General features: G+C 62.8%; 16 protein-coding genes and 1 pseudogene. 11 read left to right on the forward strand and 6 right to left on the reverse strand.

Annotated elements, in window-relative coordinates:
* Position 1 precedes the first annotated feature (1 nt).
* The 9 genes from murD to lpxC all read left to right on the forward strand — a co-directional run bounded on the left by murD (position 2) and on the right by lpxC (position 10,498).
* The gene (gene murD, locus AC3A5O_RS04875) at positions 2 to 1,348 is read left to right on the forward strand and encodes a UDP-N-acetylmuramoyl-L-alanine--D-glutamate ligase (RefSeq protein WP_305482198.1); all 1,347 of its coding nucleotides are present in this window, start codon (positions 2 to 4) and stop codon (positions 1,346 to 1,348) included.
* Positions 1,345 to 2,562, forward strand: a complete 1,218-nt coding sequence (ftsW, locus tag AC3A5O_RS04880) for a putative lipid II flippase FtsW (RefSeq protein WP_122567006.1) — start codon at positions 1,345 to 1,347, stop codon at positions 2,560 to 2,562. The genes murD and ftsW overlap by 4 nt, the downstream gene beginning before the upstream one ends.
* Positions 2,552 to 3,622, forward strand: a complete 1,071-nt coding sequence (murG, locus tag AC3A5O_RS04885) for an undecaprenyldiphospho-muramoylpentapeptide beta-N-acetylglucosaminyltransferase (RefSeq protein WP_305482199.1) — start codon at positions 2,552 to 2,554, stop codon at positions 3,620 to 3,622. Before ftsW ends, murG begins: the two co-directional genes overlap by 11 nt.
* Complete coding sequence (gene murC, locus AC3A5O_RS04890; protein WP_487752903.1) at positions 3,615 to 5,075, forward strand: UDP-N-acetylmuramate--L-alanine ligase; 1,461 nt, start codon at positions 3,615 to 3,617, stop codon at positions 5,073 to 5,075. The genes murG and murC overlap by 8 nt, the downstream gene beginning before the upstream one ends.
* The gene (locus tag AC3A5O_RS04895; RefSeq protein WP_122567003.1) at positions 5,072 to 6,037 is read left to right on the forward strand and encodes a D-alanine--D-alanine ligase; all 966 of its coding nucleotides are present in this window, start codon (positions 5,072 to 5,074) and stop codon (positions 6,035 to 6,037) included. Before murC ends, AC3A5O_RS04895 begins: the two co-directional genes overlap by 4 nt.
* A gap of 3 nt (positions 6,038 to 6,040) precedes the next feature.
* Positions 6,041 to 6,907, forward strand: coding sequence for a cell division protein FtsQ/DivIB (locus tag AC3A5O_RS04900; RefSeq protein ID WP_030139675.1), 867 nt, complete (start codon positions 6,041 to 6,043; stop codon positions 6,905 to 6,907).
* Positions 6,908 to 6,922: 15 nt separating this feature from the next.
* Positions 6,923 to 8,182: a cell division protein FtsA gene (gene ftsA, locus AC3A5O_RS04905; RefSeq protein WP_003205342.1), complete on the forward strand. Its 1,260-nt coding sequence runs from the start codon at positions 6,923 to 6,925 to the stop codon at positions 8,180 to 8,182.
* Between the two features lie 98 nt (positions 8,183 to 8,280).
* Positions 8,281 to 9,474: a cell division protein FtsZ gene (gene ftsZ / locus AC3A5O_RS04910; protein ID WP_003205341.1), complete on the forward strand. Its 1,194-nt coding sequence runs from the start codon at positions 8,281 to 8,283 to the stop codon at positions 9,472 to 9,474.
* A 112-nt stretch (positions 9,475 to 9,586) separates the two neighbouring features.
* A complete protein-coding gene (gene lpxC, locus AC3A5O_RS04915; RefSeq protein ID WP_003178240.1) occupies positions 9,587 to 10,498 on the forward strand; it encodes a UDP-3-O-acyl-N-acetylglucosamine deacetylase in 912 nt (303 codons plus the stop codon).
* Between the two features lie 1,123 nt (positions 10,499 to 11,621).
* On the opposite strand, the gene AC3A5O_RS04920 is transcribed toward lpxC, so the two are convergent.
* The 5 genes from AC3A5O_RS04920 to AC3A5O_RS04940 all read right to left on the reverse strand — a co-directional run bounded on the left by AC3A5O_RS04920 (position 11,622) and on the right by AC3A5O_RS04940 (position 19,696).
* Positions 11,622 to 13,118 carry a sensor domain-containing diguanylate cyclase gene (locus tag AC3A5O_RS04920; RefSeq protein ID WP_122566553.1) on the reverse strand — a complete coding sequence of 499 codons (1,497 nt, stop codon included), beginning with the start codon at positions 13,116 to 13,118 and terminating at the stop codon, positions 11,622 to 11,624.
* Between the two features lie 260 nt (positions 13,119 to 13,378).
* Positions 13,379 to 14,746 (reverse strand): heavy metal sensor histidine kinase, encoded by a 1,368-nt coding sequence (locus AC3A5O_RS04925; RefSeq protein ID WP_122566552.1) that lies wholly within the window; start codon positions 14,744 to 14,746, stop codon positions 13,379 to 13,381.
* Positions 14,733 to 15,416 (reverse strand): heavy metal response regulator transcription factor, encoded by a 684-nt coding sequence (locus AC3A5O_RS04930; RefSeq protein WP_025215389.1) that lies wholly within the window; start codon positions 15,414 to 15,416, stop codon positions 14,733 to 14,735. The genes AC3A5O_RS04925 and AC3A5O_RS04930 overlap by 14 nt, the downstream gene beginning before the upstream one ends.
* Before the next feature lie 9 nt (positions 15,417 to 15,425).
* Positions 15,426 to 18,542, reverse strand: a complete 3,117-nt coding sequence (locus tag AC3A5O_RS04935; RefSeq protein WP_305491058.1) for a multidrug efflux RND transporter permease subunit — start codon at positions 18,540 to 18,542, stop codon at positions 15,426 to 15,428.
* Positions 18,539 to 19,696 carry an efflux RND transporter periplasmic adaptor subunit gene (locus tag AC3A5O_RS04940; protein WP_487752904.1) on the reverse strand — a complete coding sequence of 386 codons (1,158 nt, stop codon included), beginning with the start codon at positions 19,694 to 19,696 and terminating at the stop codon, positions 18,539 to 18,541. Before AC3A5O_RS04940 ends, AC3A5O_RS04935 begins: the two co-directional genes overlap by 4 nt.
* A 341-nt stretch (positions 19,697 to 20,037) precedes the next feature.
* On the opposite strand from AC3A5O_RS04940, the gene AC3A5O_RS04945 reads away from it, so the two are divergent.
* Complete coding sequence (locus tag AC3A5O_RS04945) at positions 20,038 to 20,295, forward strand: hypothetical protein (protein WP_122566549.1); 258 nt, start codon at positions 20,038 to 20,040, stop codon at positions 20,293 to 20,295.
* Between the two features lie 27 nt (positions 20,296 to 20,322).
* On the opposite strand, the gene AC3A5O_RS04950 is transcribed toward AC3A5O_RS04945, so the two are convergent.
* On the reverse strand, positions 20,323 to 21,291 hold the full coding sequence (locus AC3A5O_RS04950; protein ID WP_060740766.1) for a LysR family transcriptional regulator: 969 nt from the start codon (positions 21,289 to 21,291) through the stop codon (positions 20,323 to 20,325).
* Between the two features lie 324 nt (positions 21,292 to 21,615).
* Between AC3A5O_RS04950 and AC3A5O_RS04955 the strand changes: the two are divergent.
* A pseudogene (locus AC3A5O_RS04955) lies at positions 21,616 to 23,067 on the forward strand (efflux transporter outer membrane subunit); the annotation flags it as partial.
* Between the last annotated feature and the right edge of the window lie 10 nt (positions 23,068 to 23,077).

Genomic DNA, 23,077 nt, shown 5'->3' on the forward strand with positions numbered 1-23,077 from the left:
AGTGTCCCTGATCGCTTCTGACCACTTCCGCATCGTTGTCGGCCTCGGCAAGAGCGGCATGTCCCTGGTTCGCTTCCTGGCGAACCGGGGCGTGTCGTTTGCCGTGGCCGATACGCGGGAAAATCCGCCTGAGCTGGCCACGCTGCGCCGTGACTATCCCCAGGTGGACGTGCGTTGTGGCGAGCTGGACGTCGAGTTCCTGTGCCGCGCCGATGAGCTCTACGTGAGCCCCGGCCTGGCCCTGGCGACTCCGGCCCTGCAGGCTGCCGCGGCCCGTGGCGTGAAACTGTCCGGTGACATCGAGCTGTTCGCGCGTAACGCCAAGGCGCCGATCATTGCCATCAGCGGCTCCAACGCCAAGAGCACCGTCACCACCCTGGTGGGCGAGATGGCCGCGGCGGCCGGCAAGCGCGTCGCCGTGGGGGGCAACCTCGGCACCCCGGCGCTGGACCTGCTCAGCGACGACGTCGAGCTGTACGTGATGGAACTGTCGAGCTTCCAGCTGGAAACCACCGACCACCTGGGCGCCGAAGTGGCCACCGTGCTCAACATCAGCGAAGACCACATGGACCGCTACAGCGGCCTGCCGGCGTATCACCTGGCCAAGCACCGGATCTTCCGTGGCGCGCGGCAAGTGGTGTTCAACCGCCAGGATGCGTTGACCCGTCCGCTGCTGGGCGAGGGCATGCCGTGCTGGTCCTTCGGCCTGGGCGTTCCTGATTTCAAAGGCTTCGGCTTGCGCGAAGAGAATGGCGAGAAATACCTGGCCTTCGAATTCCAGAACCTGATGCCGGTGCGCGAGCTGAAGATTCGTGGCGCCCACAACCAGGCCAATGCCTTGGCCGCGTTGGCCCTGGGGCACGCGGTTGGCCTTCCGTTCGACGCCATGCTTGCGGCCCTGCGCACCTTCGCCGGCCTTGAGCACCGCTGCCAGTGGGTGCGCGACCTCGATGGCGTGGCTTGGTACAACGACTCCAAAGCCACCAACGTCGGTGCTGCGCTGGCGGCCATCGAAGGGCTGGGTGCGGACATCGAAGGCAAGCTCGTGCTGATCGCCGGCGGCGACGGCAAGGGCGCTGACTTCAAGGACCTGCGCGACCCGGTGGCGGCCAACTGCCGTGCCGTGGTGCTGATGGGCCGCGACCGCGAATTGATCGCCCAGGCCCTCGGCGACGCCGTGCCGCTGGTTCGCGTCAGTTCGCTGGACGAAGCGGTGCAGCAGTGCCGCGCCCTCGCGCACCCGGGCGACGCGGTGCTGTTGTCACCGGCCTGCGCCAGTTTCGACATGTTCAAGAACTATGAAGAGCGCGGGCAGTTGTTCGCCCGGGCCGCGGAGGACTTGGCATGAGCCTGATGAACATCATCAAGCCGTACCCGTCGCCGCTGATCACCGGCCGCGGCATCGACCTGGATTTCCCGATGCTCGCCGGTTGCCTGGCCTTGCTGGGCCTGGGCCTGGTGATGATTACCTCCGCGTCGTCGGAAGTGGCCGCCGTGCAGTCGGGCAACACGCTTTACCACATGATCCGCCACCTCATTTACCTGGTGATCGGCCTGGGCGCGTGCATCGTCACCATGATGGTGCCGATCGCCACCTGGCAACGCCTGGGCTGGCTGATGCTGCTCGGTGCCTTTGGCCTGTTGGTGATGGTGCTGGTGCCGGGAATCGGCCGCGAGGTCAACGGTTCCATGCGCTGGATCGGCTTCAGTTTCTTCAACGTCCAGCCTTCGGAGATCGCCAAGGTCTTCGTGGTGATCTACCTCGCCGGTTACCTGGTGCGTCGCCAGAAGGAAGTGCGTGAGAGCTGGATGGGTTTCTTCAAGCCGTTCATCGTGTTGCTGCCGATGGCGGGCCTGCTGCTGATGGAGCCGGACTTCGGCGCCACGGTGGTGATGATGGGCGCGGCGGCGGCGATGCTGTTCCTGGGCGGCGTCGGGCTGTTCCGGTTCACCCTGATGGTGGCGCTGGCGGTCGGCGCGGTGACGGTGCTGGTACAGGCGCAACCGTATCGGATGGCGCGCCTGATCACCTTTACCGACCCGTGGGCCGACCAGTTCGGTTCCGGCTATCAGTTGACCCAGGCCCTGATCGCCTTCGGCCGCGGCGAATGGCTGGGCGTAGGCCTGGGCAACAGCGTGCAGAAACAGTTCTACCTGCCGGAAGCCCATACCGACTTCGTGTTCTCGGTATTGGCCGAAGAATTGGGCGTGGTGGGTTCCCTGTGCACCGTTGCCCTGTTCGTGTTCGTCTGCGTGCGCGGCATGTACATCGGCTTGTGGGCCGAAAAGGCCAAGCAGTTTTTCGCCGCCTACGTGGCGTATGGCTTGTCGTTCCTGTGGATCGGCCAGTTCCTGATCAACATCGGTGTGAACGTCGGCCTGTTGCCGACCAAGGGCCTGACGTTGCCGTTCCTCAGTTATGGCGGCAGTTCCCTGGTGATCTGCTGCGCCTGTCTCGGCCTGTTGCTGCGCATCGAATGGGAGAGTCGAACCCACCTGGGCAGCGAAGAGATGGAATTCCAGGAGAGCGACTTCGCCGAGGAGCCGACTCATGGGCGCTAATGTGCTGATCATGGCCGGCGGTACCGGCGGGCACGTGTTCCCGGCGCTGGCTTGTGCCCGGGAGTTCCAGGCGCGCGGCTACACCGTGCATTGGCTGGGTACGCCACGGGGTATCGAGAACGAATTGGTACCGGGTGCGGGCCTTGAGCTGCACCGGATCGACGCCAGTGGCCTGCGTGGCAAGGGCAAGTTGTCGTTGCTCAAGGCGCCGCTGATGCTGCTCAAGTCGATCTGGCAGGCGCGGGCGATCATCCGTCGGTTGCGCCCGGTGTGCGTGGTCGGTTTCGGTGGTTATGTGACCGGTCCTGGCGGTGTTGCGGCGAAATTGGCCGGTGTGCCGGTGATCGTCCACGAGCAGAACGCCGTGGCCGGTACCGCCAATCGGTTACTGGTGCCGTTGGCCGCCCGGGTCTGTGAAGCTTTTCCCGACACCTTTACCCTGTCGGGCAGCCGCCGCACCACCGGTAACCCGGTGCGTACCGAGCTGTTCCTCGAAACACCGCGCCCGGCCCTGGCCGGACGCAAAGCGCGTTTGCTGGTCCTGGGCGGAAGCCTGGGGGCAGAACCGTTGAATAAATTGCTGCCCGAAGCCCTGTCGCAGGTCGCCCCCGAACTGCGCCCGGAAGTGTTTCACCAGGCCGGCAAGCACCACGATGAAGTGACCGCCGAGCGCTACCGCGCCGCCGGCGTCGAGGCGCAAGTGCAGCCTTTCATCAAAGACATGGCCCAAGCCTATGGCTGGGCCGACCTGGTGGTCTGCCGCGCAGGCGCGCTGACCATCAGTGAACTGGCTGCCGCCGGTCTGCCCTCGATGCTGGTGCCTTTGCCCCACGCCATCGACGATCACCAGACCCGTAACGCCGATTATTTGGCCCGTGAAGGCGCTGCCTTCCTGATGCCGCAAAGAACGACTGGCGCCGCGGATCTTGCCGCCCGCCTGACAGAGGTTTTGATGCAGCCGCAACGACTTGAAGACATGGCCCGCGCCGCACGCCGCCTGGCCAAACCCGATGCCACGGCCCAAGTGGTCGATACCTGCCTGGAGGTGGCCCATGGTTGAGAATCGCAAAGCCATGCCGCAACCGGAAATGCGCCGTATCCGCCGCATCCACTTCGTCGGTATCGGCGGCGTGGGTATGTGCGGGATCGCCGAGGTGTTGCTGAACCTGGGTTACCAGGTCTCGGGTTCCGACCTGAAGGCTTCCCCGGTCACCGAGCGCCTGGAGTCCTTCGGTGCGCAGATCTTTATCGGCCACCGTGCCGAAAACGCTGCCGATGCCGACGTGCTGGTGGTTTCCAGCGCCATTAACACCTCCAACCCGGAAGTCGCCACCGCCCTGGAGCGCCGTATTCCCGTGGTGCCACGGGCCGAGATGCTCGCCGAGCTGATGCGCTATCGCCACGGCATCGCCGTTGCCGGTACCCACGGCAAGACCACCACCACCAGCCTGATCGCTTCGGTGTTCGCTGCCGGTGGCCTGGACCCGACCTTCGTCATCGGCGGTCGTCTGAATGCCGCGGGCACCAATGCCCAGCTGGGCACCAGCCGCTACCTGATCGCCGAAGCCGACGAGAGCGATGCGAGCTTCCTGCACCTGCAACCGCTGGTGGCCGTGGTGACCAACATCGACGCCGACCACATGGCGACCTACGACGGTGACTTCAACAAACTGAAGAAAACCTTCGTCGAGTTCCTGCACAACCTGCCGTTCTACGGTCTGGCGGTGGTGTGCCTGGACGACCCGGTGGTGCGTGAAATCCTGCCGCTGATCAAGCGTCCGACCGTGACCTACGGCTTTGGCGAAGACGCCGACGTGCGCGCCATCAACGTGCGCCAGCAGGGCATGCAGACGTTCTTCACTGTGTTGCGCCCTGATCGCGAGCCGTTGGACGTGTCGGTGAACATGCCCGGCAACCACAACGTGCTCAATGCCTTGGCCACCATCTGCATCGCCACCGACGAAGGTGTCAGCGATGAAGCCATCGTCCAGGGGCTGTCTGGGTTCCAGGGTGTGGGCCGACGCTTCCAGGTCTACGGCGAACTGCCGGTGGACGGCGGCAACGTGATGCTGGTGGACGACTACGGCCATCACCCGACCGAAGTCGCGGCGGTGATCAAGGCCGTGCGCGGTGGCTGGCCGGAGCGGCGCCTGGTGATGGTCTACCAGCCGCACCGCTATAGCCGCACCCGCGACCTGTATGACGATTTCGTCCAAGTGCTGGCCGACGCCAACGTGCTGCTGCTGATGGAAGTCTACCCGGCCGGTGAAGAACCGATCCCGGGGGCCGACAGCCGCCAGCTGTGCCACAGCATTCGTCAACGCGGCCAGTTGGACCCGATCTACATCGAACGCGGCGTGGACCTCGCGCCGTTGGTCAAGCCGCTGCTGCGCGCCGGCGACATCCTGCTGTGCCAGGGTGCCGGTGACATCGGTGGCCTGGCCCCGAAACTATTGAAAAGTCCGTTATTCGCCGGAGCAATCGTGGCCTCCAGCGAGGGGAAACTGAAATGACTGCTGCCTACGCCAACCTGGTTTCGACCCTCGATCCGAAAGCCTTCGGCCGCGTGGCCGTGCTGTTCGGTGGCAAGAGCGCCGAGCGCGAGGTGTCCCTCAAGTCCGGCAATGCCGTGCTGCAAGCCTTGCAAAGCGCCGGCGTCGACGCCTTCGGCATCGACGTGGGCGACGATTTCCTGCAGCGCCTGCTGAGCGAAAAGATCGACCGCGCGTTCATCATCCTCCACGGCCGTGGCGGTGAAGACGGCAGCATGCAAGGCCTGCTCGAATGCCTGGGGATTCCCTACACCGGCAGCGGCATCCTGGCATCCGCCCTGGCGATGGACAAGTTGCGCACCAAGCAGGTCTGGCACAGCCTTGGCATTCCGACGCCGCGTCACGCCGTGCTGGCGTCCGAGGCCGATTGTATTTCGGCGGCCACGGAACTGGGCTTCCCTTTGATCGTCAAACCGGCCCATGAAGGTTCAAGTATCGGCATGGCGAAAGTGACTTCGCTGCCTGAGTTGACCGCGGCATGGAAAGACGCCAGTTCCTACGATTCGCAAGTGTTGGTCGAACAATGGATCACCGGTCCCGAGTTCACCATCGCCACCCTGCGTGACCAGGTGTTGCCCCCGATTGCGCTGGGCACGCCCCACACGTTCTACGACTACGACGCCAAGTACATCGCCAACGATACCCAGTACCGCATTCCCTGCGGGCTGGACGCTGCCAAGGAAAAAGAACTGATGGACCTCACGGCCAAGGCCTGTGAGGCGCTGGGTATCGCCGGTTGGGGCCGGGCAGACGTGATGCAGGACGCCGATGGGCAGTTCTGGTTCCTGGAAGTCAATACCGCCCCTGGCATGACCGATCACAGCCTGGTGCCCATGGCGGCCCGTGCCGCCGGTCTGGATTTCCAGCAACTGGTGCTGTCGATCCTGGCCGCCAGTGTCGGCCATCAAGAGCCAAGAGGTTAAGCCATGCAAGGCGCATCGCTTCGTCATCAGCCATCCGCACCCGGTCGCAAGCCGGTGCCGCGGGGTGCCAGCCGAATGGTGGCCAAAGAGCCGATGTCGGCGCGCTTGCCGAAAGCCAATTTTGGTTTTCTCAAGAGCCTGTTCTGGCCGGTGCTGCTGGTGGCGTTGGGGTTCGGCACTTATGAAGGCGCGCAGCGGTTGCTGCCTTATGCCGACCGGCCGATCGCCCGGATCAACGTCCAGGGCGACCTGAGCTACATCAGCCAGCAGGCGGTGCAGCAACGGATCGCCCCGTTCGTCGCGTCGAGCTTTTTCACCATCGACCTGGCGGGCATGCGCACGGAGCTGGAGCAGATGCCCTGGATCGCTCACGCCGAAGTCCGGCGGGTGTGGCCCGACCAGGTGTCGATACGCCTGGAAGAACAACTGCCGGTGGCCCGTTGGGGCGACGAGTCGCTGTTGAACAACCAGGGCCAGGCGTTTACGCCGCGAGAACTGGCCAACTATGAACATTTGCCACAACTGTTCGGTCCACAGCGGGCCCAGCAGCAAGTGATGCAGCAGTACCAGGTGTTGAGCCAGATGTTGCGGCCGTTGGGCTTCTCCATCGCGCGCCTGGAATTGCGTGAGCGCGGCAGTTGGTTCCTGACCACTGGCGCGGGCAGCTCGGGGCCGGGCATCGAGCTGTTGCTCGGGCGCGGCAACCTGGTGGAAAAGATGCGCCGCTTCATCGCCATCTATGACAAGACGCTCAAAGAACAGATTACGAACATTGCGCGCATCGATCTGCGCTACGCCAACGGCCTGGCTGTTGGCTGGCGGGAACCTGTAGCGCCGACGACGGCCGTACCCGCCGTCGCGAAGAATTAAGAAGAGGCAGGACCCATGGCAAACGTGCAAAGCGGGAAAATGATCGTCGGTCTCGATATCGGCACTTCCAAGGTGGTGGCGCTGGTAGGCGAAGTCGCGGACGACGGCACGCTGGTCATCGTCGGGATCGGTACACACCCGTCCCGCGGCTTGAAAAAAGGCGTGGTGGTGAACATCGAGTCCACCGTGCAATCGATCCAGCGCGCCATCGAAGAGGCGCAGCTGATGGCCGGTTGCCGGATTCACTCGGCGTTCGTCGGCGTGGCGGGCAATCACATCCGCAGTTTGAACTCCCACGGCATCGTGGCGATCCGTGATCGCGAAGTCAGCTCCGCCGACCTGGAGCGCGTCCTCGACGCGGCCCAGGCCGTGGCGATCCCGGCCGACCAGCGTGTGCTGCACACCCTGCCACAGGATTACGTGATCGATAACCAGGAAGGCGTGCGTGAGCCCCTGGGCATGTCCGGCGTGCGCCTGGAAGCCAAGGTCCACGTCGTGACCTGTGCGGTGAACGCCGCGCAGAACATCGAGAAGTGCGTGCGCCGCTGCGGTCTGGAAATCGACGACATCATCCTCGAGCAACTGGCCTCGGCCTACTCGGTGCTGACCGACGACGAGAAAGAACTGGGCGTGTGCCTGGTGGACATCGGCGGCGGTACCACCGACATCGCGATCTTCACTGAAGGCGCGATCCGCCACACGGCGGTGATCCCGATTGCCGGTGACCAGGTGACCAACGACATCGCCATGGCGTTGCGCACCCCGACCCAGTACGCCGAGGAAATCAAGATCCGTTACGCCTGTGCCCTGGCGAAGCTGGCCGGTGCCGGTGAAACCATCAAGGTGCCGAGCGTCGGCGACCGTCCACCGCGCGAACTGTCGCGCCAGGCCCTGGCCGAAGTGGTCGAGCCGCGCTACGACGAACTGTTCACGCTGATCCAGGCCGAGCTGCGTCGCAGTGGCTACGAAGACCTGATCCCGGCCGGCATCGTGCTGACGGGCGGTACGTCGAAGATGGAAGGCGCGGTCGAGCTGGCCGAAGAGATTTTCCACATGCCGGTGCGCCTGGGCGTGCCCCATGGCGTCAAGGGCCTGGATGACGTGGTCCGCAACCCGATCTATTCCACCGGCGTAGGCCTATTGATGTACGGCCTGCAGAAACAGTCCGACGGGATCTCGTTTTCGGGGATTGGCAGCCGCGACAGCTACAGCAGCGACGAGCCGAAGGCACCGCTGTTCGAGCGGCTCCAGGCTTGGGTCAAAGGCAACTTCTAAACAGTTTCAAAGCTTCACGCGGCAGGTTTCAGGCTTGGCGCTGGAAGACGCAGCAAACGCAGTAGGCGAAAAAACTAGAGAATGAAAGGAGAGGGAAAATGTTCGAACTCGTAGACAACATCCCCGCTAGCCCGGTTATCAAAGTAATCGGTGTCGGCGGTGGCGGCGGCAACGCTGTCAACCACATGGTCAAGAGCAACATTGAAGGCGTTGAATTCATCTGCGCCAACACTGATGCCCAGGCGCTGAAATCCATCGGCGCGCGGACCATCCTGCAATTGGGCACTGGCGTAACCAAAGGCCTGGGCGCCGGCGCCAACCCGGAAGTCGGTCGTCAGGCCGCTCTCGAAGACCGTGAGCGCATTGCTGAAGTCCTGCAAGGCACCAACATGGTGTTCATCACCACGGGCATGGGCGGCGGTACCGGTACCGGTGCGGCGCCAATCATTGCCGAAGTGGCCAAGGAAATGGGGATCCTCACCGTTGCGGTGGTGACTCGTCCGTTCCCGTTCGAAGGCCGCAAGCGTATGCAGATCGCCGACGAAGGTATCCGTCTGCTGTCTGAAAGCGTTGACTCGTTGATCACCATTCCTAACGAGAAGCTGCTGACCATCCTGGGTAAAGACGCAAGCCTGCTGTCGGCTTTCGCCAAGGCTGACGATGTACTGGCCGGTGCCGTTCGCGGTATCTCCGACATCATCAAGCGTCCGGGCATGATCAACGTCGACTTTGCCGACGTACGGACTGTCATGAGCGAAATGGGCATGGCGATGATGGGCACTGGCTGCGCCAGCGGTCCGAACCGTGCACGCGAGGCCACCGAAGCGGCCATCCGGAACCCGTTGCTCGAAGACGTGAACCTGCAAGGTGCACGCGGCATCCTGGTGAACATCACCGCCGGTCCTGACCTGTCCCTGGGTGAGTACTCCGACGTGGGTAGCATCATCGAAGCCTTCGCTTCCGAGCACGCGATGGTCAAGGTCGGTACCGTTATCGATCCAGACATGCGCGACGAGTTGCACGTGACCGTGGTTGCCACGGGCCTGGGCGCGAAAATCGAGAAGCCCGTGAAGGTCATCGACAACACCGTTCACACTTCCATGGCTTCGCAACCGCAACAACAAGTGGCTTCGCGTCAGGAAGCGCCTGCGGTGAACTACCGTGACCTGGACCGTCCGACCGTCATGCGCAACCAGGCCCAGGCCGGTACTGCGACTGCCGCGAAGATGAATCCGCAAGACGATCTGGATTACCTGGACATCCCGGCTTTCCTGCGTCGTCAGGCCGATTGATGAAATGTATCAGGGGGATACGGGTGATTGGTGTTCAGCAAAGGTCTGGTCTGCTATCATCGCCAGCCTTTGTTGATACCAGTTCGCAATTTGCGCTGAAGCGGCCCATGCCATGATTAAACAACGCACCCTGAAGAATATTATCCGTGCCACAGGTGTCGGCTTGCACTCCGGCGAGAAGGTCTACCTGACCCTCAAGCCCGCGCCTATCGATACCGGCATTGTGTTTTGTCGTGCCGACCTCGACCCTGTGGTGCAGATTCCTGCTCGCGCGGAAAACGTTGGTGAAACCACTATGTCGACCACACTGGTCAACGGTGACACCAAAGTGGATACGGTGGAGCATTTGCTCTCGGCCATGGCTGGCCTGGGCATCGATAACGCCTACGTCGAGCTCTCCGCGTCCGAAGTCCCGATCATGGATGGCAGTGCCGGACCCTTCGTATTCCTGATTCAATCGGCTGGCCTGGAAGAGCAGGACGCAGCCAAGAAGTTCATCCGCATCCTGCGGGAAGTGACAGTGGAAGACGGCGACAAGCGCGCCACTTTCGTCCCTTTCGAAGGTTTCAAGGTGAGCTTCGAGATCGATTTCGATCACCCGGTTTTCCGTGACCGCACCCAGAGTGCAAGCGTGGATTTTTCCAGCACTTCGTTCGTAAAAGAAGTCAGCCGCGCCCGTACCTTTGGTTTCATGAGTGATATCGAGTATCTGCGCAAGCACAACCTCGCACTCGGCGGCAGTGTTGAAAATGCGATCGTGGTCGACTCCGATGGTGTATTGAACGAAGACGGTCTTCGTTATGAAGACGAATTCGTCAAGCACAAGATCCTCGATGCAATCGGCGACCTCTACCTGCTGGGCAATAGCCTGATTGGTGAGTTCAAGGGCTTCAAGTCCGGCCACGCACTGAACAACCAGCTGCTGCGCAAGTTGATTGAGCAGAAAGATGCTTGGGAAGTCGTGACGTTCGAAGACGCCAGCACCGCACCAATCTCTTACATGCGCCCTGTTGCGGCTGTGTAAGCAAAAAACCTCTCTAGTTTTTTAAGGGCTGCCTTTGGGTGGCCTTTTTTTATGGGTGCTTGGTTGGTGTGTATATCCATTGCTGCGGTGACGGCTGCTTAGGGTTCCGCCCTTACGGCGGGTCACTTTCGAAAAGCGCGAAAGTAACCAAAGCGCTTTTGCCCCACCACTCGGTGCCTCGCTTAGGCTCGGCATGCCCTCACTCCGGCATTGCTCCGTGGGCCCGCCGCGAAGGGCCATCCATGGCCCAGCGCGGCTATCCCGGCATCCATGCCGGGATGCCCACTCCACAATGCCTGCGTTCGGCCATCGTGGTTAACGGGGCGTCCGAGATCAACGTCCACCGCGAGGCGGCCTTATAGCCGACCTGATTCTTGATGAGGACCGCGTTTCTCCTGTGGGAGCGAGCTTGCTCGCGATGAGGCCGGCAAGCCCAACATCCCTGTGACTGAACCACCGCCATCGCGAGCAAGCTCGCTCCCACATTTCGATATTCAACAGCCACGAAATTTAAGTCCAACACAAAACCACTGTGGGAGCGAGCTTGCTCGCGATGAGGCCAGAAAGCCCAACACCCTGTGACTGAGCCACCGCCATCGCGAGCAAGCTCGCTCCCACATTTCGATATCCAACAGCCACGAAATTTAAGTCCAACACAAAACCACTGTGGGAGCGAGCTTGCTCGCGATGAGGCCAACAGGCCCAACATCCATTTGACTGAACGACCGCCATCGCGAGCAAGCTCGCTCCCACAGGAGAACGCGGTCCCAGTAAGAACCAGGTCGGCTATCAGGCCGCCTCGTGGTGGACGTTGATCTCGGGCGCCCCGTTACCCACGCTGGCTGAACGAAGGTATTGCGCAGTGGGCATCCCGGCATGGATGCCGGGTTAGCCGCGCTGGGCCATGGATGGCCCTTCGCGGCGGCCCACGGAGCAATGCCGGAGTGAGGGCACACCGAGCCTAGGCGAGGTGCCAAGTGGTGGGGCAAAGGCGCTTTGGTTACTTTTGACTGGGCCGGCTTCCGGGCTTTTCGAAAGTGACCCGCCGTCAGGGCGGAACCATAAGCCGCCGTTACCGAAGAAACGGATATACACAGAGCGCCCTACAGCAACAAGACGGGCATCACATCGCACAAACCACCCGATTGCGCCCGCTGGCCTTGGCCTGGTACAGCGCCTTGTCCGCAGCGAACAAGAGTTGTTTGAGTTCGCTGTACGGTCCCTGAGTCCAAGTAGCGATGCCAATACTCACCGTCATGGGCGCTCCCCCCTCCGACATCGGTGGCAGTTGTTCAACCGCGTCGCGAATATGCTGGGCCATGGTGAAGGCGCCAGCGGTGGTGGTCTCCGGCAGCACCACCGAGAACTCTTCACCGCCATAGCGCGCCGCCAGGTCGGCGGGACGGCGGACATGTTGGCCGATCAATTGCGCCAAGGTGCGCAGGGCCTCGTCACCCTGTTGATGACCATGACGATCGTTGAACGCCTTGAAGTGATCGGCATCGATCATCAGCACAGACAACGGTTGGCCCGAACGTTGGGCACGTAGCCATTCCTGTTGCAATGTCTCGTCCAGTGTTCGTCGGTTGGCCAGGCCTGTGAGAGCGTCGACGGACGCCAGTTGGGCCAATTCCCGTTCAGCTCTGTAGCGGCGGCGCAATTCGCGGCGCAGCAGCCAGGTGAGCCAGAGCAAACCGATGCACAGCGCACCGGTGGCGCCGCTGACCAACAATGCCGTGCGTTGCCAGGAGGCAAAAACCTCCCGGGTCGAGAGGGCTACCACGACAATCAGCGGTAAGTCGCCTACCTGGGAAAAGGTGTACAGGCGCGTTTTTTGATCTTGGCCAGATACGCTGGTGAAGCTGCCGTTGCCTTCGCGCAGGATTCGTACGAAGTTCGGTCGGTTGCTGAAGTCCCTGCCTATCATATCGTCAGCCAAGGGCGGTTCTTGGGCCAATAGAATGCCTTTGCTGCTGACCAGATTAACCGTCCCGCCATGTCCGATGTTCAGGCTTTTGAATAATTGGTTGAAGTAGTTCAACCGCATCGCTGCCTCGGCGACGCCCATGAACTCGCCCCGTTCGTCGCTCAGTCGATAGCTGAAGCTGATGCGCCAATCGTGGGTGGCACTCCTGGAACGGAACGGACGACTGATCATCATGCCCGGGCTCGGGTCCTGGACATGAGACTGGAAATATTCCCGGTCGGCGTAATTGCCTTTGCGCGGTTCGACCGAGGCGGAGTCGGCGATCACATCGCCGTGTTTGTCCAGAAGCAGGATGTCGCCTTTATAGGGAACGGCGGTGGCGCGGTCGAACAGCGCCAGATGGCGAATCGCCGGCGAAACGTCTTTCAGGTCGTCGCGTTTAGCGGCGGCGGCCAAACCTTGTAGCGACAGATCGTAGAGCTCCACGTTACGCAGCACATCGGCGTCAATCAGTTGCACGATATTGGTCGCCGCACGTGTCGCTGCCTGTTGTGCGGCGGCATGTTCGCGGATCAACAGGAACGTCACGATGCTTAGGATGGCAATGACAACCAGCGAGCTGGCCAGTACGAGTACCCGTTCCGAACGTATCGAAGGCGGGGTGTTGCCGGGTGTCGCACTGCGCGCGCTCATGGTTCCGATGTCTGCATTGTCATGTGGCTGGGATCCGTCCCCAAGGATTGCAAACCGGCAATGCACCAGATGCTGGCCTTTTGCTGATTGTGCTTGGATCAATGAGAGCGGGCAATCAGTGTTTGCGCAATAACCCGGTAATTGATGAAAGCCCGGGCCGCGTTCGGACGGTCTTCCGATTTTGCTACAGCTGCCTTTCGCCCAGCATTCATTGGCCAGGAAAGGCCTGATGACTCGTACAAACTTAGGGGGGAGGGGCGTCAGGCGGGCAAGCGGATCCCGAACGTGTTGGCGCCCTGGTCGCTGTGCACAAACACATCGCCACCATGCATCAGTGCAATGGCCTTGACGATGGCCAGCCCCAGTCCGTGGTTGGCGCCACTGTTGCTTCGCGAGGCATCGACGCGATAGAAGCGTTCGAACAGGCGTGGCAGGTGCTCGCCGGCAATCGGTTCGCCGGGGTTGGTGACGGCGAGGCTGATCTGCTCGCCAAGGGTTTCGATGCGCACGTCGATGACTTGCCCGGGCGCGGTGTGTTGTACGGCATTGCTCAACAGGTTGATCAGTGCCCGCCGCAGGTGGGCGATCTCGATGTTGGCCTGGGCGTCGCCGCAGACTCGGACCTGGACCTGGGCATCTTCCAGGATGAAGTCCAGGTAATCGAGGGTGGTCGCCACTTCGCCGGCCAGGGAGGTGCTGGTCAACTTGGTGGCCTTGCTGCCCTGGTCGGCGCTGGCCAGGAACAGCATGTCGTTGATGATCGAGCGCAGCCGCTCCAACTCCTCGAGATTCGATTGCAACACCTCGAAGTAGTGTTCGGCCGAGCGTCCACGGGTCAGCGCCACCTGGGTCTGGCCGATCAGGTTGGTCAGGGGCGAGCGTAATTCATGGGCGACGTCGGCGTTGAACGACTCCAGCCGCGAGTAAGCCTGTTCGACCCGGTCCAGGGTGGCGTTGAAGGAACTGACGAACTGGCTCAGCTCCGGCGGCAAGGGCGACAGTTGCAAGCGCCCGGACAGGCGGGGCGGGGCCAGGCGCCGGGCTTCATCGGACAGCTTGATCAGCGGCTTGAGACCGATGCGCGCGACCCAGTAGCCCAGCAACGAAGCCAGAAACACGCCGACAATCGCCAGGCTCACCAGCGCCACCAACAGGCGATGCTGGGTCTGGTAGAAGGTCTCGGTGTCGATGCCGATCATGAAGCGTAGTGGCGGGCGTTGGTCCTTGGCCGGGAACTGGCTCACCAGCACCTTCATCGGGTAGTGCCGATGGGGCAACGTCAGGTCGCGTTTACCCAGCGGGCCTTGGGCAAAAGCGCGGATCTGTGCATCGGGATTGCCATATTCAAAGCGCGGGTCGTCGCTGACGATCCAGAAATGGATGCGCTTGTCTTCCTCGCCGAGCAGACGCAGCTTGTTGTTGATCTTCACCCAGTGTTCAGGCGTGCCGTAGCGGCCGACGGTGGACTCCAGGACACTGTAGCGGGCATCGAGCTCGGCTTCGGGCAACAGGCCCAGGCCCTTGGCGACCTGTTGGTACAAAGCGCCCCCGATCAACAGGAACACCAGCGCCGCCACCAGTGTGAACATGCCGCTCAGGCGCAAGGCGATGCTGTCAGGGAAGGTCATCACTGCGACTCTCCAGCACATATCCCATGCCACGAATGGTGTGCAGCAACTTCTGTTCGAATGGCCCGTCGAGCTTGGCCCGCAAGCGTTTGATCGCCACTTCCACCACGTTGGCGTCACTGTCGAAGTTGATGTCCCAGACCATTTCGGCAATGGCGGTTTTCGAGAGGATTTCACCCTGGCGGCGGGCCAGGACGCTGAGCAGGGAGAACTCCTTGGCGGTCAGGTCCAGGCGCTGGCCGGCGCGGGTGGCTTTGCGGCTGATCAGGTCGATCCACAGGTCGGCGATGCTCACCTGCACCGGTTCATGGCCGCCGCTGCGACGAGTCAGGGCTTGCAGGCGGGCCACCAGTTCGAGGAAGGAGAAGGGCTTGCCCAGGTAGTCATCGGCCCCGTCGCGCAAACCCTTGATACGGTCCTCGACCCGTTCCCGGGCGGTGAGCATGATCACCGGGGTCTGCTTGCGGGCGCGCAGGGCGCGGAGCACGCCGAAGCCGTCCAGGCCCGGCAGCATCACGTCGAGCACGATCACCGCATAGTCGGTTTCCAGGGCCAGGTGCAGCCCCTCGATGCCGTCCGGCGCCACGTCCACGGTGTAGCCTTGTTCGGTCAAGCCGCGGTGCAGGTAGTCCGCGGTTTTTTCTTCGTCTTCGATGATCAGAACGCGCATGGCCCCGCCTCAGTGGTCTGTGCTCGCCAGCGCCGTCGTCGGCGCCGACCCTGGCTGATGGGCGGGCCGATGGAACACTCGCTCGAGCCACAAGTATATGACCGGTGTGGTGAACAGCGTCAGCGCCTGGCTCACCAACAGGCCGCCCACCACCGCGATGCCCAGGGGCTGGCGCAGTTCCGCGCCGGGGCCATAGCCGAGCATCAGCGGCAGGGCACCGAGCAGCGCCGCCAGGGTGGTCATCATGATCGGACGGAAACGTGTCAGGCACGCCTGGAAAATCGCCTCCTGGGGGGCCAGCCCTTGGTTGCGCTGGGCATCGAGGGCGAAGTCGATCATCAGAATGCCGTTCTTCTTGACGATCCCGATCAGCAGCACCAGCCCGATCAGCGCCATGATCGAAAAATCCTGGCCCAGCAGCCAGAGCATGATCAGCGCGCCGAGGCCGGCCGAGGGCAGGGTGGAGATGATCGTCAACGGGTGCACGAAACTCTCGTAGAGCACGCCGAGGATGATGTACACGGCCACCAGCGCGGCGAGGATCAGCCACGGCTGGCTCGCCAGCGAGCTTTGAAAGGCCTGGGCCGCGCCCTGGAAATTACCGGTGATGGCGGCCGGCATGCCGATTTCGTTCTTCGCCTGGTCGAGCAGGCGCACCGCGTCCCCCAGGGCCACGCCGGGCGCGAGGTTGAACGACAGGTTGGCGGCCGGGAACATGCCGTCGTGGGCAATCGACAGCGGGCCGTTGCTGGGCGCATCGAAGCGGGCCAGGGCCGAGAGCGGCACCATTTCCCCACTCAGGGGCGAACGCAGGTAAAAATACGCCAGGCTCTCGGCTTTGCCCCGTTGCGCGGTGTCGAGTTCCAGGATCACGTTGTACTGGTTGGTCTCGGTCTGGAACTCATTGATCTGCCGCTGGCCGAAGGCATCGTACAGGGCCTGGTCGACATCGGTGGCGGTGAGGCCGAAGCGCGCCGCCGCGCTGCGGTCGATGTTGATGTGGGTGATGCTGCCACCCAGTTGCAGGTCGTTGGAGATGTCACGGAATGCCGGGTTGCCGCGCAGCTTGTCGGTGAGTTTTTGTGTCCAGGCGTTGAGGCTCGGCCCGTCGTTGCTCTTGAGCACGTATTGATACTGGGCGCGGCTGGGGCCGGAGCTGAGGTTGATGTCCTGCCCAGCCCTGAGGTACAGCACCACGCCAGGGATTTTCAGCAGCTTGGGGCGGATTCGGTCGATGAACCCGCTGGCCGAGACATCCCGCTCGCCCCGAGGCTTGAGGGCGATCCAGAAGCGGCCGTTGGCGATGGTCTGGTTGTTGCCCGAGACACCGACGGAATGGGAGAAGGTCTGCACCGCCGGGTCGGCAGCGACGATGTCGGCCAGGGCCTTGTGCTTGGCCACCATGTCCGGGAACGACACATCGGCGGCGGCTTCGCTGGTGCCCAGCACCAGGCCGGTGTCCTGTACCGGGAAGAAACCCTTGGGAATGAACACATAGCCCACCACCGCCAGTGCCAGGGTCAGGCCGAACACGCCGATCATCAGCTTTTGATGGGCCAGGGCCCGACGCAGACCGCGTTCATACCCACCCAGCAGGCGTTCGCCGAACCCTGGCGCGCCGTGGGCAGGGTGCACCGGGGCGCGCATGAACAGCGCGGCCAGGGTCGGTGCCAACGTGAGGGACACCACCACCGAGATCAGGATGGTCGACGTGGCGGTCAGGGCAAACTCCTTGAACAGGCGCCCGACCACGCCGCCCATGAACAGCAGCGGAATGAACGCGGCGATCAGCGAGAAGCTGATGGAAACGACGGTAAAGCCGATTTCGCCGGCCCCCTTGATCGCCGCCTCGCGCATGCCGTCGCCGGCCTCCAGGTGCCGGTGGATGTTCTCCACCACCACAATCGCATCGTCCACCACGAACCCCACCGAGATGACGATGGCCACCAGGGTCAGGTTGTTCAGGCTGAACCCCATCACGTACATCAGGGCGAAACTGGCGGTCAGCGACACCCCCAGCACCGCCGAGACGATCAGGGTCGCCGAGAGCTGGCGCAGGAACAGCGCCATCACCGCCACCACCAACAGCACCGCGATCAGCAAGGTGATTTCCACTTCGTGCAGCGAGGCGCGGATGGTCTGGGTGCGGTCGATCAACACCTTGACCTGCACCGCGGCGGGCAACATGGCTTGCAGGGTGGGCAGGGCCGCCTGGATGCGGTCGACGGTCTCGACGATATTGGCCCCCGGTTGCCGGAAGATCACCAGGTTGACCCCGGGCTCGTTGTCGGACCAGGCCTGGACGTAGGCGTTTTCCGAGCCGTTGACCACCTTGGCGATGTCCTTGAGATGAACCGGTGCCCCGTCCTTATAGGACACGATCAGCTCGCCGTACTCTGCGGGTTTGAACAACTGGTCGTTGGTGGACAGGGTGGAAATGCTCGACTCACCGTACAAGGCGCCCTTGGCCAGGTTCAGGCTGGCCTGTTGGAGCGTCAGGCGAATGTCCGCCAGGGTCAGGCCGATGGCAGCGAGCCGGTCGGCCGAGGCCTGGACCCGGATCGCCGGACGTTGCTGGCCGGTGATGTAGATTTGCCCTACGCCATCGATCTGGCTGATCTGACGGGACAGCAGGGTTTCGACGTAGTCGCTCAGTTCGGTGCTGGGCATCAGGCTGGAGCTGATGCTGAGGATCAGCACCGGGCTGTCGGCGGGGTTGACCTTGCGCCAGGTGGGCAGGTTCGGCATGTCGTTGGGCAGTTTGCCGGCGGCGGTGTTGATCGCCGCCTGCACTTCCTGGGCGGCGGTGTCGATGCTTTTATCGAGGCTGAATTGCAGGATCAGGTTGGTCGAGCCCAGGGCGCTGCTGGAGGTCATCTGGGTGATGCCGGGAATGGCACTGAATTGCACTTCCAGCGGCGTCGCCACCGACGACGCCATGGTTTCGGGGCTGGCCCCGGGCAACTGGGCGTTGACCTGGATGGTCGGGAATTCCGCCTCCGGCAACGGCGCGACGGGCAGGCGGGGAAACGCGATCACTCCCAGCAGTACCAGGGCAAACGTCAGCAGTACCGTGGCGATGGGGTGGTCGATGCACCATGCCGAAACCGAGCCGCGGCCCTTCATGGCTGGGGCTCCGCGGTCTTGGCCAGGGCGGGCGGATCACTGAGCACCTGGATATGGCTGCCCGGCTTGAGCCGTGACTGGCCGTCGCTCACCAACTGATCGCCGGCGTTCACTCCCTTGATGATGTGCAGGTCGCTGTCCTGGTAAACCATCACCACCGGCACGCTCTCGACCTTGTCGTCCTTGATCCGGTACACGAAGTGTTGCTCCAGGCCGCGCTGGACCACGGTGGGCGGTACCACCAGGGCGTCCTTGTCGACGGCGGTCTGGATCTTCAGCGTCACCAATTGCCCCGGCCACAACCGTTGCGCGGCGTTGTTGAATTCGGCCTTGGCCCGCAGGGTGCCGGTGTTGGCGTTGATCTGGTTGTCGATGAGGCTCAGGCGCCCCTCGCCGAGCAGCTCCTCGGGGGCGCCATCGGCGCCGATATAGGCCTTGACCAAGGCTTGCTCGGGGGCGGCGATCAACCGTTGCAAGGTGGGTAGCATTTGCTGGGGTAGGGAGAACTCCACGGCGATCGGATCGATCTGGGTCACCGTGAACAGGCCTTCGGCGTCGCTGGTACGCAGGAAGTTGCCTTCGTCCACGTTGCGAATGCCGACGCGACCGCTCACTGGGGAACGGATCTGGGTGTAGGACAGTTGCACCTGGGCCGAGTCGATGGCCGCCTGGTTGCCCTGGGCGGTCGCCTTGAGCTGGTTGACCAGCGCCTGTTGCTGGTCGTAGGTCTGCTTCGAAACGCCGTCATCGACGCTCAGCAATTTGTAGCGCTTGAGATTGACCTGGGCCACCGCCAGTTGCGCCTGGCTCTCGCCAAGCTGGGCCCGGGCCTGGTCGAGGCTGGCGCGGATCGAGCGGTCGTCGATGGTCGCCAACAGGTCACCCTTCTTCACCAGTTGCCCTTCCTTGACCAGCAGGCGGGTAAGGATGCCGTCGATCTGCGGCCGGATCACCACGCTGTGCAGCGAGAGCACCGTGCCGATGCCGCTGGCGAAGCGCGGTACATCCTTTTGCATCACGCTGATGGCCCGTACCGGAACGGCGGCGGGAGCGCCGGGCTTGGCGGTGACGGGCTTGAGCACAAACCAGAGGGCGAGGGCCGCCAGGGCGATCAACAGCACGACAAGCAGGACAGTTTTCTTCTGGATGCGCATGGATATGAAGGGCCGGTTCGGGACGCAGGAGTTGGAGCTTTCTTATATAGCGTTGCGAGCCGGTCAGGAAGGTGACGGCTAACTGACAGGCTTGTCAGTTTTGTCCCGGTTTGCTGTCGGATGAATGCAGATGCCGGATGAAACGGCCAGCGCGCGGTGATATCGGGCAGGTATACTGCCGCCTTTCGCGGCTCGCCTACGGAGCCCGGCATACTGAATTGTGGCGAGGGAGCTTGCTCCCGCTTGAGTGCGAAGCGCTCACAGGGATGGGCTGCTTCGCAGCCCAGCGGGAGCAAGCTCCCTCGCCACGGGTTGTTGTCCTACTCAGGTGAATAATTCAAATGACTTCCTCAATACCATCGCCTGCGGACGAACGTTCGCAAGGCGAATCGTCTGGCCAAACGGACAGCGATGTTTCCAGCAGTGAGGACGTCAAGGCGGCGATCCCTGCTTTCAAATTCCCGTTCAAACCCGGTGAACTGGCTGCTGCCAAGGGCGCCGGGCAACAGCCGTGGTACAAGAATGGCGCGAAGAATGGCCATACCAAGACCCCGGGCGCGGCGCCTCCCGGCACGCGGCGTTCCATGGGCAAGCGCTGAATTCATTCTTCAAGCACGGGGACGACTTCAGCTCGTGACCCGTGCGCCTGCCAGGCTGCCACTCAATTCGTAAGCCGTCAGTTCAGCCTGGTGCGCCGCGAGGATTTCCGGCAACGAGCCGCGCAGGTATTCGACCCAGGTCTTGATCTTCGCATCCAGGTATTGGCGCGATGGATAGATGGCGTAGAGGTTCAGTTCCTGGGAGCGGTAGTTGGGCATGACCCGCACCAGCGTGCCGTTGCGCAAGCCTTCGATGGCGGCGTACACCGGCAATACTCCCACGCCCATGCCGCTGGTGATCGCGGTTTTCATCGCATCGGCGGAGTTCACCAGGAACGGTGAGCTGTTGATGGTGACCATCTCTTGGCCTTCCGGGCCGTCGAACACCCATTTTTCCAGCGGGATGACCGGGCTGACCAGGCGCAGGCAGGCGTGGTTGAGCAGGTCGCTGGGTTTTTGCGGGCAGCCGCTGGCTTTCACGTAGGCGGGCGACGCACAGACGATGCTGTAGGTGATCCCCAGACGCTGGGAGACGAAGCCCGAATCCGGCAGCTCGCTGGCGAGCACGATGGAGACGTCGTAGCCCTCGTCCAGGATGTCCGGCACCCGGTTGGCCAGGGTGAGGTCGAAGGTTACATCCGGATGCGTCTTGCGGTAGCGGGCGATGGCGTCGATCACGAAATGCTGGCCGATGCCGGTCATGGTGTGGACCTTCAACTGCCCGGCCGGGCGCGCATGGGCGTCGCTGGCCTCGGCTTCCGCTTCTTCGACGTAAGCCAGGATCTGCTCGCAACGCAGCAAGTAGCGTTTACCCGCCTCGGTCAGGGCAATACGGCGGGTGGTGCGATTGAGCAGGCGGGTTTGCAGATGGGCTTCCAGGTTGGAAACCGCACGCGAGACATTGGCTGTGGTGGTATCCAGTTGTACGGCGGCGGCGGTGAAACTGCCGGCTTCGGCCACACAGCTGAACGCGCGCATGTTTTGCAAGGTGTCCATGGAGGGCTCTCTTGGGAGGTGGCAAATTGTGACATGAAGTTACAGAGATGCGGGACCCGACTAATGGATTATCGCGTTAACGGTAACAAAGATTCGCAGAAAGGTCGGCTTATCGCCGGGGAGGGCGATGCCTAGAATTGCCGCCAAAGCAGGAGCGGGCCTTGGCGGACACTTGTGGGAGCGAGCTTGCTCGCGATGAGGCCGTCACATTCAACATTTGAGGTGAGTGTCCGGACGCCATCGCGAGCCAGCTCGCTCCCACAGGTTTGCGTTAACAGGCAGCCATCCTCGTCGTCATGCCCCCCTCTCAGGAATTTTGCGCAAGTGCCGCGTTGCATCAGCAGAGAGCTGAAGACTCTCAGTGTTTGGGTTCTGACATTAACCATCAGTGGTTGCATCGGGACAGGAGGGATTGGGCCGCAAAGCCAGGTATTACCGGCCAACCAATTGGCTACCGATGCGGCCATCCGCGAGGCCGCCCGCGACGCCCACTGGCCCACCCGCCAGTGGTGGCAAGCCTATGGCGATCGGCAACTGGATCGCTGGATCGACCTGGCCGTGCACGACAGCCCGAGCCTGACCATGGCCGCTGCCCGGGTGCGCCAGGCCAAGGCCATGGCCGGCATCGCCGAGGCCGCCGAGTCGTTGCAGATCAATGGTCAGGCGTCACTCAAGCGCCATAACTGGCCCTCCGATCAGTTCTACGGGCCGGGCGAGCTGGCCGACACCACGACTTGGGACAACAATGCTTCCCTGGGTTTGAGTTATGCCCTGGACCTGTGGGGCCGTGAGCGCAATGCCAGTGAACGGGCGGTTGACCTGGCCCACGTCAGCGTCGCTGAAGCGCGACAGGCGCAGCTAGAACTGCAGAACAACATCGTGCGCGCCTACATTCAGTTTTCGCTGCACTACGCCCAGCGCGATATCGTCGCCGCGACCCTGCGCCAACAAACGCAGATTCTCGACCTGGCGCAAAAGCGCCTGGACGGTGGCATCGGCACTCATTTCGAAGTCAGCCAGGCCCAGGCGCCACTGCCCGAAACCCATCGCCAACTCGACGTCCTGGACGAAGCCATCGCCTTGAGCCGCAATCAGTTGGCGGCCCTGGCCGGCAAGGGACCAGGAGCGGGCGCGCAGTTGCAACGACCCACCCTGGCCCTCGGCGCGTCCTTGAAGTTGCCGTCGGCCTTGCCTGCCGAGCTGCTTGGCCAGCGTCCGGATGTGGTGGCCGGGCGTTGGCAAGTGGCGGCCCAGGCCCGGGGCATCGATGTGGCCCGGGCCGGTTTTTATCCCAACGTCGATCTGGTGGGGAGCCTCGGCTACATGGCCACCGGTGGCGGGGCGCTGGAGTTCCTGACCGGCAAGAAGCTCACCTACAACGTCGGGCCGGCGATCACGTTGCCGATCTTCGACGGCGGGCGCCTGCGTGCGCAGTTGGGCGAGGCGGCCGCCGGGTATGACATCGCCGTGGCGCACTACAACCAGACACTGGTGAATGCCCTCAAGGGTATTTCCGATCAGTTGATCCGTCGCCAGTCCATGGACAAACAGCAGGCCTTCGCCGCCGAATCGGTGGCCGCCGCCCAGCGTACCTACGACATCGCGATGGTGGCGTTCCAGCGTGGGCTCACCGACTACCTCAACGTGCTCAATGCCCAAAGCCTGCTGTTCAAGCAGCAACAGGTGCAGCAGCAGGTGCAAGCCGCCCGGCTGAGTGCCCATGCTGACCTGGTGACGGCGTTGGGTGGTGGGTTGAAGGCTGGGAGCGATACCCCTGACGTGAGTT

The organism is Pseudomonas sp. Soil_N_39 (genome assembly GCF_057655955.1).